Source organism: Curtobacterium sp. MR_MD2014, assembly GCF_000772085.1.
Classification (GTDB): domain Bacteria; phylum Actinomycetota; class Actinomycetes; order Actinomycetales; family Microbacteriaceae; genus Curtobacterium.
The window spans coordinates 457,937-469,414 of record NZ_CP009755.1 but is presented as its reverse complement, the minus strand read 5'-3'; the positions used below and the strand labels follow the sequence as shown (position 1 = coordinate 469,414).

At 72.5% G+C, this 11,478-nt stretch carries 8 protein-coding genes; 4 read left to right on the top strand and 4 right to left on the bottom strand.

Annotated features, from left to right (window positions below; all coding sequences use genetic code 11):
- Nucleotides 1-12: 12 nt before the first annotated feature.
- Nucleotides 13-1,407 (bottom strand): MFS transporter, encoded by a 1,395-nt coding sequence (locus tag NI26_RS02305; protein ID WP_066651976.1) that lies wholly within the window; start codon nucleotides 1,405-1,407, stop codon nucleotides 13-15.
- 77 nt (nucleotides 1,408-1,484) lie between these two features.
- On the opposite strand from NI26_RS02305, the gene NI26_RS02300 reads away from it, so the two are divergent.
- Complete coding sequence (locus tag NI26_RS02300; RefSeq protein WP_081984591.1) at nucleotides 1,485-2,672, top strand: heparan-alpha-glucosaminide N-acetyltransferase domain-containing protein; 1,188 nt, start codon at nucleotides 1,485-1,487, stop codon at nucleotides 2,670-2,672.
- Nucleotides 2,673-2,773: 101 nt separating this feature from the next.
- On the opposite strand, the gene tatA is transcribed toward NI26_RS02300, so the two are convergent.
- The 3 genes from tatA to NI26_RS02285 form a co-directional block, all read right to left on the bottom strand.
- Nucleotides 2,774-3,064 (bottom strand): twin-arginine translocase TatA/TatE family subunit, encoded by a 291-nt coding sequence (gene tatA, locus NI26_RS02295; RefSeq protein ID WP_396137163.1) that lies wholly within the window; start codon nucleotides 3,062-3,064, stop codon nucleotides 2,774-2,776.
- Between the two features lie 235 nt (nucleotides 3,065-3,299).
- Nucleotides 3,300-4,742, bottom strand: coding sequence for a sugar transferase (locus NI26_RS02290; RefSeq protein WP_066651971.1), 1,443 nt, complete (start codon nucleotides 4,740-4,742; stop codon nucleotides 3,300-3,302).
- 96 nt (nucleotides 4,743-4,838) lie between these two features.
- Nucleotides 4,839-7,583 carry a glycoside hydrolase family 2 protein gene (locus NI26_RS02285; protein WP_066651969.1) on the bottom strand — a complete coding sequence of 915 codons (2,745 nt, stop codon included), beginning with the start codon at nucleotides 7,581-7,583 and terminating at the stop codon, nucleotides 4,839-4,841.
- A gap of 318 nt (nucleotides 7,584-7,901) precedes the next feature.
- Here NI26_RS02285 and NI26_RS02280 point away from each other — a divergent pair, with 318 nt between their 5' ends.
- The 3 genes from NI26_RS02280 (at nucleotide 7,902) to NI26_RS02270 (ending at nucleotide 11,460) form a co-directional block, all read left to right on the top strand.
- A complete protein-coding gene (locus tag NI26_RS02280) occupies nucleotides 7,902-8,300 on the top strand; it encodes a pilus assembly protein CpaE (protein WP_066651968.1) in 399 nt (132 codons plus the stop codon).
- A gap of 80 nt (nucleotides 8,301-8,380) precedes the next feature.
- Nucleotides 8,381-9,211 (top strand): aldo/keto reductase, encoded by an 831-nt coding sequence (locus NI26_RS02275; RefSeq protein WP_066651966.1) that lies wholly within the window; start codon nucleotides 8,381-8,383, stop codon nucleotides 9,209-9,211.
- Between the two features lie 152 nt (nucleotides 9,212-9,363).
- Nucleotides 9,364-11,460: a hypothetical protein gene (locus tag NI26_RS02270; protein ID WP_066651963.1), complete on the top strand. Its 2,097-nt coding sequence runs from the start codon at nucleotides 9,364-9,366 to the stop codon at nucleotides 11,458-11,460.
- Nucleotides 11,461-11,478: the final 18 nt, after the last annotated feature.

Sequence of the window (11,478 nt, the reverse complement as noted above, 5' to 3'; positions counted from 1 at the left end):
ACTGCACTCAACTTACGAGCGCAGCGGTGCATTCCGGATCCCGACCGCGCTGACGACGGCTCCGGCGGCGAGCAGCAGCGCCATCACGACCATCGCGCGGTGCAACCCGTCGACGCTCACCCCGCCACCCAGGACGACGCCCGCCAGGGCCACCGTCACCAGCCCGGCGATGCGGGCGACCGCGTTGTTCACGGCGGACCCGGCACCGGCCTCCGCCTGCGGCACCGATCCGAGGACGGCACTCGTCAACGGCGTCACCATGGTCGCGATCCCCGCGCCGATCAGCACGAGCCCGGGCAGCACCGACCACCAGTAGCCCGCCGGGTCGTCGCCGGCGAGCAGCATCAGCAGCGCGCCGACCGCGGCCACGGCCGGCCCGGCAGCCATGAACCACCGTGGACCGTACCGGCCGGAGAACGAACCGACCGTGGTGGACAGCGCCAGGAGCATCAGCGTCGGCGGCAACGTCGCGAGTCCGGCGACCCACGCGGGGAAGTCCCACACCTCCTGCAGGAACAGGGTCACGACGAAGAACACCATCCCGAGCGCCCCGTAGATCGAGAGCGTCGCCAGGTTGCCGACCGTGAAGTTGCGCGCGCGGAACAGCTCCAGCGGCACCAGGGGCGAGCCGGCGGTCCGGGTCACGCGGAGCTCCCACGGCACGAAGGCCACGAGGGACGCCGCGCCGAGCACGAGCGCGGCGACGACGACCGGCGCGCCCCACCCGAGGCGCTCCTGCTCGATCAGGCCGAGGACGACACCGCCGACCCCGACCACGGCGAGCACCGCGCCGATCACGTCCACCCGCGGACGGTCGCCGGTGACCACGTCGCCGGAGATCCGCCGGACCAGGGGGATGGTCACCGCGATCGGCACGGCCGTCACCACGAAGATCCAGCGCCAGCCGATGCCGTCGACGATCAGCCCGCCGACGACCGGCCCGAGGATGGACGCGGCGCTCGACCAGGCCGTCCACGACCCGATCGCCTTCGCCTGCGCGGCGCCCCGGAACGCCGCGACGATGAGCGCCAGGGCGCTCGGGGTCACGAGCGCCCCACCGACACCCTGGAACGCCCGGGCGACGACCAGGACCTCGCCCGTCGGCGCGATCGCGCACACCACCGAGGCGACACCGAAGACGACCAGGCCCCACCGGATGATCCGGACCCGGCCGAACAGGTCCGAGAGGGAGCCGGCGACCAGGATCAACGAGCCGAGCGTGACCAGGTAGGCGTCGACGGTCCACTGCTGCACGACGAGACCACCACCGAGCTCCCGGCGGATCGCGGGCAGGGCGACGTTGACGACGCTCGAGTCGAGCCCGACGACGAAGGACGCGAGGATCGCGACCACGAGGACCACCCGGCGGTCGTCACGGAGCGGGGCCGTTGCGGCCGGAGCGGTCATGCGCCCCATCCTCCTCGTCGGAGTGATCCGGCGACCGGTTGCGCCGACGAAACAGCGCGCTCGCGAGCATCGTCGACATGCAACATGTCAACGCCCCCACTCGTCCACGTCTCGCCGGCCTCGACGCCGCTCGCGGGCTCGCCGTCCTCGGCATGTTCGCCGCCCACGTCGGAGCGGCGGACACGCTCTTCGACTGGACGGATCCGTCGAGCTGGCCCGACCTCGTGAACGGTCGCTCCTCGGTCCTGTTCGCGCTCTGCGCCGGGGCCTCCCTGGTCCTGCTCACCACAGGTCCGGGGCCGGCCGGTCGGGTCCGCGACCGACGGCACGTCCTCGCCCGTGCCGCGACGCTCCTGGCGATCGGCGGGCTCCTGACCCTGGTGCCCGGAGGCGTGCTCGTCATCCTGCCGACCTACGCCGTGCTGTTCGTCGCCGCGCTGCCGTTCCTGCGGCTCCGGCTCCGCTGGGTCGTCCTCGCCGCCGTGCTCGCCCTCGTGGTCGGTCCCGTGCTCGCCCTCGTCGGACAGGCCGTCGTCGAGATGACCGGCGGCAGCAGCACCGCGGGGCTGCTCTTCACCGGGTACCCCGCCGTGTCGTGGTTCGGGGTCGTCCTCGCGGGCGTGCTCGTGGCTCGACTCGGGCTCGACCGCGCCGACGTCCTGCGCCGGGTGCTCCTGGTGGGTGTCGGGCTCGCCGCGACCGGGTACGGAGCCGCGATCGGCACCGCACTCGGCATCACGGGACCGGTCGGGACGATGATCCCCGTCGGCGGAGGCGGGGACAGCGGCAGCGGCAGCGGCAGCGGCTCCGCGCCGGTGGCGCCCGCCGTCCCGGAGGGCGGCCCCGGCATCGTCGCCCAGAACCCGCCCTTCCCACGGATCGACTGGGCACGCCTGCTCGACGTCACCCCGCACGCCGGGTCGACCTTCGAGCTCGTCGGAGCCCTCGGCATCGCCCTCGCAGTGCTGGCTGCGCTCGGGCTCCTCGGTCGGTACGCCCCGACGGTCCTGCTCCCGCTCAGCGCCGTCGGCCGTCTCGCGCTGACGCTCTACTGCGCGCACGTCCTGGCCATCGGCGTCTGGTCGCGATCGGGCGAACCGGACCCGCTGCCGGCACTCGGCGGGTGGGGGCCCTTCGTCGTCCTCCTCGTGGCCGCCGTCGTCGCCGCACTGCTCGTCCACCGCTCCGGGCGTCGGGGTCCCCTCGAGGCGCTCACCCGACGTGCCGCCCGAGCACTCGACGATCCACCGACCACGACGTCCTGACGTCGAGCAGGACCAGGGCCGGAGCAGGACGTCGCCCGAACGCCGAAGCCCCCGCGACCAGAGTGGTCGCGGGGGCTGCCGACAGGACGGGGCTGGGTGTCCTAGTTCTTGGGCTCGGCGGTCGAGTGCACGTCGGGCTGCACCGAGGGGCCGGGGTTGACGACGGGCTGCGCGGTCGGCTGCGCCGTGTTCTGCACGGTCGGACCGGTCGTCGCCGTGTTCACGGTGCCGTCGTCGTTCTTCTTCTTGTCGTCGCCCATCTCCTTCTTGAAGATGTTGATCGACTGGCCCAGGCCCTTGGCGAGCGCCGGGAGCTTGGTCGCACCGAACAGCAGGATGATGATCCCGAGGATGATCAGCAGGTGGATCCCCGTCAGGTTTCCGAGCATCATGTCTCCTTGTTCTGGGTCTGGCGACGCCCGTCCGGTCATCGTCGACCGGGAGGGCGGAAGTCCGTCGTCCGATCATCGTAACCCGCACCCGACCGGAAGCCCAGGCGGGAGCCGGAACGGACACCGTTCGCACAGGCTGCACCGGACGACATGGCAGCACCCCCGGAGGCCGCTGCTCTCCGGGGGTGCGCCGTTCCGGCCGCGGGTCAAGGCGCGGCCGGGGTCGGTGGGGCGGCTAGTAGGCGCCGCGGGACCGCAGGACGGACGGGATCGTCCTGGCGAGGATCACGAGGTCGTGCACGAACGACCAGTTCTCGACGTAGTGCAGGTCGAGCCGCACGCCCTCGACCCAGTCGAGGTCGGATCGACCACTGACCTGCCACAGTCCGGTCATGCCGGGCGTGACGAGCAGGCGCCGGTCGGCGAAGTCCTCGTACACCGCGACCTCACTCGGCAGCGCGGGGCGGGGGCCGACGAGGCTCATCGACCCCGTGAGGACGTTCCACAGCTGCGGCAGCTCGTCGAGCGACGTCCGACGAAGGAACGCACCGACCCGCGTCACACGAGGGTCCCGCTGGAGCTTGAACAGGGGCCCGGAGCCCTCGTTGGCAGTGGCGAGTTCGGCGATCCGGGCCTCGGCGTCGACGCACATCGTGCGGAACTTCAGGATGGAGAACTCCTGCCCGCCTCGGCCGACCCGGCGCTGCAGGAAGAACACCGGGCCTCCGTCGTCGAGCCGGATGACGACGGCGATCGCCGCGAGCAGCGGCGCGAGCACGACCAGGCCGACGGCGGACCCGACCACGTCGAGCAGACGCTTTCCCCGACGGCACCCGTAGTCGGGCGTCTCGACGTGCATGAGCGGCAAGCCGTCCACGGGTCGCTCGTGGACACGACCCGACGCGATGTCGGCCAGCGGCGAGGAGACGACGAGTTCGACGCCACGCTCCTCGAGCTGCCAGCCGAGACGGCGCAGGCGCTCGTGGCCGCCGCGGATCGCACCGGCGACCACGACGGCGGCGACCCCGGTCGACGTCGCGACGTCGAGCACGTCGTCGATCCCGCCGACGACCTGCGAGGCGTCATCGCCGAGGGTGACCTGCGTGCCGAGGTCGGCGCAATCGGTGACCACGGCGGCGACCCGGTAGCCCGCGGCAGGGGTGGCGACGATGCGTCGTCCGACGTAGCGGACGTCGTCCAGGTCGCCGACGAGCAGGACGTCGAGCAGCTGCCGCCCCTGGACCCGGCGCCGGGCGATGACCGTGCGGACGGCCTTGCGCCCGAGCGCGAGCAGGACCAGGCCGAGCGGGAACGCGATCGCCACGTACCCCCGCGCGATGTCGAGACGGACCGCGTAGGCGATCACGGCGACTGCTGCGGCGGCGGCGAGGCTCGCGGTCACGAGCCGTCGGTACTCCTCACCACCGACGCCGGCGATGCGGGGGTCGCGCGTCCGGAAGCCGGAGAGCAGGGCAGTCCAGAGCACGATGATCGCGGGGGCCGTCACGACCTCGGTCCAGCCGGGGCTGGTCGCGAGGGAGGGCCCCTCCCACGGGAACCGGAGGGCGTGCGCGACGCCGAACGCGACGACGAGCAGCCCGAGGTCGAGCGCGCCGACGACGAGCGAGAACCGGTGCGATGCTCCTGCAGGGACACCCCGTCGAGGCGTGCTCGTCATCGGCCGACGCACTGCGAGCGACATCCAGCACCTCCGGACGATGGCCGGCAGGGGCGTTCCCTGCCGGGTCCGGTGACACCGGACCCGGCCAGTATATCAGTGCGGAGTGTGAGGTGTCGCGGGCAGCACAGCGTCCGTGAGCGACCAGAGCGCCGCGCCCTCCGTCAGGCGAGCAGCCTCGGCGTCGGACAGCCCGCGGACCCGGAAGCCCACGCGCTCCCCCGGCAGCAGCGTCATGAAGCCGCGGTCGACGGTGCCGGTCGGCGCGATGCGGTCCGGCTGCACGAGCAGGTCCCGCACGAGCGACTCGGCCTCGACGACCAGGTGGTGTCCGTCACCGTCGGCCGCGGGGGCGACCGTCGTGCGGTACCGCGCCGGCTCCCACTGCACGTCCTTGTCCGGCGACGCGGTCCAGACCGCACGACGCCAGTCCATGTCCGCCACGACGAGCTCACGCGTCGGGTCGTCCAGGACGCCGACCGACTCGGGCAGGTCGACGACGGCGACGCCGGCCTCCGACAGCCGGACGGGCAGCGTGACCTCGGCGAGGATCCTGCCGGACACGTGCATGCGCCGGACCCGCACCACGCTGTCGCGACCGCCGCGGGAGGACCGCACCGCGATCTCGACGGGCGAGTGTCCGAACGACCCGGGCGACACCCCGAGCGACAGCGTGTCGACGAGCCCCCCGGACTCGGAGGCGCCGTCGGCGGTACCGGCGCTCGCGGCGGTCCCGGCCGCCCCGTCGAGGGGAGCCGACGTGCCGACGTGGTCCGCGCCTCCAGGCCGGTCTCCGGACGACGTCGGAACCGCGTCGTCGTCAGCGGACGGACGCACGACGGGCCGGATCGCCAGCAGGACGTCGTCGTACAGCCGACGCAGCTCGTGGGCGAGCGGCTTGAGCCGCCCGGCGGAGTCGATCGCGGACCACGATGCCACCGGCCAGAGGTCGTTGAGCTGCCAGACGACGACCCCGGTGTTCCGCGGCCAGTGCGTCCGCCAGTGCTCGACGCCGGTCGCGACGGCCCGCGTCTGCTGCAGCTGCGTCAGGTAGTGCCAGCGGTCGAACTCGGCCGGATCGACGACGCCGAAGCGCGGCTCGATCCCCCGTGCCAGCTTGCCCATGCCGTCGTCGGCCTTCTGGTGGTGCACGACACCGGGCGAGTCCACGCGCAGCGGCTCGTCCGTGACCGCGTCGCGGAGGGTGCGCCAGGCGGGCGGCGCCTGCCACCCGAACTCGGACACGAACCGCGGGACGGAGTCGCGGTAGTGGTCGTCGGACAGCCGGTTCCAGACGTCCCACGAGTGGTGCGTCTCGTGGTCGACGTCGTTCGCGGGCAGGGTCTCGGAACCCGACCAGGGCGAGGCCACCGTGTAGAAGCGCGACGGGTCGACCGCGTCGACGATCGTCGGGAGGAGGTCGAGGTAGTAGTCGAGTCCCCAGCCACGGTCGCCGAGCTCCTCGGCCCAGCCGTCCGCGTCGTGCAACCAGATGTTCTCGTTGTTGCCGTTCCAGACCACGAGCGACGGGTGGCCGGCCAGGCGTGCGACGTTGTCCCGGGCCTCGGCGACGACCTCGCTGCGGATCGGCTCGATCTCGGGGTAGGCCGCGCAGGCGAACGCGAAGTCCTGCCAGACGAGCAGACCGAGCTCGTCGCAGACGTCGTAGAAGTCGTCGGACTCGTAGACCCCGCCGCCCCACACGCGGACGAGGTTCACGCCGAGGTCCGCGGCGACGCCGAGCCGGTCCGCCGTCCGCGCGCGGTCCACCCGCGACACGATGACGTCGTCCGGGATCCAGTTCACGCCGCGGACGTCGATGACGGTGCTGTTCACCACGACGGTGAAGGGCTTGCCGACCGCGTCGTCCGCGGTGTCGATCCGGGCCGAGCGGAAGCCCGTCTTCGCCGTCCGGCGGTCCAGGACCTCGCCGTCGACGGTCTGCAGCTCGACGGTCACGTCGTAGCGGGGCTGCTCGCCGTAGCCGCGCGGCCACCAGCGCCGCACCTCGGGCACGCGCACCGTGACGACGGTCTCGTCGTCCTTCGGGGTCAGCTGCGCCCGGGAGCGCTGTCGGGTCGTCCCGCCGTCCACGGTCGGGCCGGCGACCGTGACGACGAGCACGAGGTCGTCGTCCTCACCGTCCTGGTCGAGGTCGTTCATCCCGGACCGCTCGACCCGCACGTGCGCGTCGAGGACGCCCTCGCCGGCCTCGACGTCGACCAGCGGCTTCACCTCGGCGAGCCGCGCCGTGGACCAGCGCTCGATCGCGACCGGACGCCACGGACCGCTCGTCACCGCGGTCAGGCCCCAGTCCCAGCCGAAGTTCGACGCCTGCTTGCGGATGTACGGGAACGGTTCGTCGTACGGTCCCGGCATCGAGCCGGCGCGTGCGGCGACCCGGCCGGCCTCGCGGTACGGCGACTCGAAGAGCAGCTCGAGCTCGCGGTCGCCCGCGGCACCCGGGACGTCGTTGAGGTCGAACCGGTACCGCCGGTGCATGTTGCGGGTGGTGCCGACGACCACGCCGTCGAGGCTCAGCTCGGCGACCGTGTCGAGCCCCTCGCACACCAGGTCGACGCGCTCGTGGCCCCGAGGTGCGACGTCCACCGTCCGCCGGTAGGCCCAGTCGGCCCGGCCGACCCACTTCGCGCCGTCCTCGTTGCGGTCGACGGTCGGGTCCGCGACGATCCCCTCGCGTTCGAGGTCCGTGTGCACCTGACCCGGCACCGTGGCGGGGATCGTGCGACCCGTGATCCCGGCCGGTGCCCCGGTCGGCACCTGGTCGCCGGCGATCGCCACGGTCCAGTCGTCGCGGAGTTCCTCGCGCTCGAGGGTCATGCGGGTCCTTTGCTGGGCGGACGGGGAGGGCGGACAGGACCCGGCGGCGGCTCGTGGCCGCCCCGGCACCGTGACACCGGCCGGCGGTCGTGCCCGTGGTCGCGTGAGCGGCCGGGAGGCACGGCACCGGTCGCCCAGGCGTCGTCGCGTCCGCGCGCGCGGACGAGTGCTCGTCGCGCGCGGGGGTGCTCGGCGATGCTAGTACGTCGACCTTGCCGGCGACCACGTCCACGACGACGGACCGCGCGACGCGTCCTGACGGCGTCGGGCCCCGTCGGGTCGCGTCCGCCCTCCGGCCCTGCGTGGCAGGGTGGTGCGGTGATCACCGTCGAACTCGCCCGGTCGCTGCGCGACGCCGGACTCCGCTGGCACCCGGGGACGGGCGACCGGTTCGTCATCGACAAGCCCGGGGTCGACGACGACGTCTACACCGTCTCCGAGATGACGGTGGAGCGGCACGACCACCCCAGCGGCACCTCGCTCGGCTTCAACGGGACGACGGAGTGGGCGCTCGACTCGGTCGAGGCGTCCGAGTCGCTCTGGCTCCCGCGGGAGGACCAGCTGCGCGACCTGCTCGGACCGGCGTTCGTGTCGCTCGCCGCCGGGTTCGTCGTCACGGCGACGATCGACGGGGTCGCCCGGGAGTTCCGGAGCGACGACCCGGCTGTGGCGTACGGGGACGCCCTGCTCGCGTACATCACGGCCGCGCTCGCCTGAGCGGTCCGGTTCCCGCGCGCAGCGCGCCCGACTGAGTGTTGCCGGAATGCCTCCTGGGGGCGCTTTGGTTGCATGGTGACATGACCGTTCCGAACATCACCCTGAACGACGGCAAGACCATCCCGCAGCTCGGCTTCGGCGTCTTCCAGATCGAGCCCGAGAACACGAAGGAAGCGACCCTCACCGCACTCGAGGTCGGCTACCGCCACATCGACACCGCCGAGATGTACGGCAACGAGAAGGAGGTCGGGGAGGCCATCGAGGCGTCCGGCATCCCGCGCGAGGAGATCTTCGTCACGTCGAAGCTCAACAACGGCTTCCACGACCCGGCCCTCGCCGCCGAGAACGGCAAGAAGTCGGCCGACCTGCTCGGCGGGTACACGGACCTCTTCCTCATCCACTGGCCGCTGCCGACCGTGACGGACTTCGTCCCGACCTGGAAGGCGATGGAGGAGCTCTACCACGCCGGCACCGCCCGCTCGATCGGCGTGAGCAACTTCCAGGCGCACCACCTCAACCGCCTGGCCGCCGAGACGACGATCACCCCGGCCGTCAACCAGATCGAGGTGCACCCGTACCTCGTGCAGGACGAGCTCCGCGCATACGGCACCGAGCACGGCATCGCCACCGAGGCCTGGTCCCCGATCGCTCAGGGCCTCGTGCTCGACGACGAGACCATCACCCGCATCGCCGGCGCCACGGGCAAGACCCCGGCGCAGGTCGTCCTCCGCTGGCACATCCAGCGCGGCGACATCGTCTTCCCGAAGTCGGTCACGCGCTCGCGGGTCGAGGAGAACTTCGCGATCTTCGACTTCGAGCTCTCCGACGACGACATGACGGCGATCACGTCGCTCGACAAGGGCCACCGCACGGGCCCGGACCCCGACACGTTCGACTACGTCCCCGCCTGATCCGAGGTCACGTCGACGAAGCGCCCCGCCACCGGCGGGGCGCTTCGTCGTGCACGGGGTATCGCTCACACCCGGAATAGTTTCAGTATGCGAAATACAACATGGGTGCTCGTCCGCGCTGTCACTGGCACGGATCCCACCGAAAGGAACCCATGCGCAAGATCACCCGTGCCGCCACCGGGGCGGCACTCGGACTCGTCCTCACCTCGTCGGGTTTCGTCGTCGCGACGGCCGCCAACGCGGCACCCGACCTCCCGACGATCCCGGGCGCGACGCACGAGCGACCCATCGCCGACAGCTTCACCGGCATCAACGAGGTCCAGGGGGCGCGGAGCACCGGCGAGCGCGACGGGCTCAGCGTCTTCGAAGCGAGCCGCGCGACCCCGTCCGTCGCGGTCACGAGCTCGGTCTCGAAGGGCTCGCTCAAGGTCGTCGACCAGCAGGGCCACCTGCTCTGCACCGGGCACAACACCCCGGCGAACCAGCACCTGTACACCTGCGACCTCGCCGTCCTGCCGTCGGGTCCGCAGGTCATCACCGCCGCGGTCGTCAAGGCGGACGGGCACCACAGCGCTCCGGACCAGGCGCAGCTCGACGCCTACGCCGCCGACCCGGTCGTCTCGTCCGTCGACCGGAAGGGCGACGACCTGGTCGTCCGCGGCACCGCGAACCGCGACGTGCGCGTCGAGGCATCGCTCGACCGGGGGTCGATCGTGGCGAGCGCCCCGACCGGCGCCGACGGCCGCTTCGAGATCACGATCCCGGGCGGTGCCGCCGCCGAGCAGGCCGCGCTCCGCGCCGTGAACGACGTGATCCCGGCCAGCACCCCGAACCACGACCTGTTCGCCGTGAGCAACTGGGCCCCGGTCGACACCGGCAGCACGCAGCCCGGCGACGGCGAGCAGCCCGGCGACGGCCAGCAGGGCGGCGGCGAGCAGCCGGGTGCCGGTCAGGGCGACGGCCAGCAGGGCGGCGGCGAGCAGCCGGGTGCCGGTCAGGGTGACGGCCAGCAGGGCGGCGGGGAGCAGCCCGGCGAGGGGCAGTCCCCGGTCGAGGCCGTGACGAACCTGCACGACGGCGACGAGGTCCGCACCTCGCAGCCGACGTTCGAGGGCACCGCCCGTCCCGGCGGCTCGGTGAGCATCGGCGGCATCACCGGCCCGGCGCTCGGCGTCGCCACCGCCGACGAGCACGGGCACTGGTCCACGAAGCTCGAGGGCTCCCTCTACAAGGGCGAGAACCGGGTCGTCGTCCGCTTCCAGCAGGCGAACGGCGACTGGGTCGAGCGCCAGCGACTCGACATCACCTACACGCCGAAGTCCTCGACGTTCGAGCCGGCCCTGGCGAGCGGATCGACCGTCCACGAGGCACGTCCCGCCATCTCCGGCTCCGGCGTCCGCGCCTACAGCCCGGTGGACCTGGAGGACGCGAACGGCCGCACCTACGCGTCGGGGCGTGCGAACGCCGACGGCGAGTTCACGCTGGCCTTCTCCCGCGACCTGCACGAGGGCGAGAACGACCTGCACTTCCTCTTCGAGAGCCGTACGGGCGCCTGGACCAGCTCGGCCTACGTCCTCACGTACTCGGCGCCCGGCGAGGGCACCGAGCAGCCGGGTGAGGGCACCGAGCAGCCCGGCGACGGCAGCGGCACCGAGCAGCCCGGCGAGGGCACCGAGCAGCCCGGCGACGGCAGCGGCACCGAGGAGCCCGGCGACGGCAGCGGCACCGAGGAGCCGGGTGACGGCGCGTCCGACACCGCGTTCGCCGTCGACTCGACCCGCATCAGCGACAGCCAGGTCGCCGTGGACGTCCTCGGCCCGAAGGGCACCGAGGTGACCGTCGCGGCCAACGGCAAGACCAAGACGGTGACCCTCGGCGACGAGGAAGCGGCGCAGGTCGTCGTGACCGCTCCGAAGAAGCTCACCACGGTCGTCACCGCGACCGCGACGATCGACGGCGAGCAGGTCGAGCGCACGCTCACGATCGGCAACGGCGACCACGCCGCCGACCAGCTCGAGGCCCAGGTCACGAGCACCAGCGCCCTCTTCGGCACCGCGCAGATCACCGTGTGGGGCCTCCCCACCGGCATCGCCGGCCTGCAGGCCCACGAGGGCGAGCAGCAGCTCGCCGCGGGCGCGATCAAGGCCGACGGCGAGGGCAAGCTCTCCCTGTCCGGTCTCGCGAAGGGTGACCACGTGATCACCGTGACCGCCGGCGGCAAGCAGACCCAGGTGTCCGTGCACATCTGAGCCCGACCGCTCGCGCAC

Excerpts from the sequence above, each read along its gene's own strand:
- tatA (WP_396137163.1), bottom strand. The coding sequence starts at position 3,064 with ATGATGCTCGGAAACCTGACGGGGATCCACCTGCTGATCATCCTCGGG.
- NI26_RS02275 (WP_066651966.1), top strand. The coding sequence starts at position 8,381 with ATGACCGTTCCGAACATCACCCTGAACGACGGCAAGACCATCCCGCAG.
- NI26_RS02270 (WP_066651963.1), top strand. The coding sequence starts at position 9,364 with ATGCGCAAGATCACCCGTGCCGCCACCGGGGCGGCACTCGGACTCGTC.
- NI26_RS02290 (WP_066651971.1), bottom strand. The coding sequence starts at position 4,742 with ATGACGAGCACGCCTCGACGGGGTGTCCCTGCAGGAGCATCGCACCGG.
- NI26_RS02305 (WP_066651976.1), bottom strand. The coding sequence starts at position 1,407 with ATGACCGCTCCGGCCGCAACGGCCCCGCTCCGTGACGACCGCCGGGTG.
- NI26_RS02285 (WP_066651969.1), bottom strand. The coding sequence starts at position 7,583 with ATGACCCTCGAGCGCGAGGAACTCCGCGACGACTGGACCGTGGCGATC.
- NI26_RS02300 (WP_081984591.1), top strand. The coding sequence starts at position 1,485 with ATGCAACATGTCAACGCCCCCACTCGTCCACGTCTCGCCGGCCTCGAC.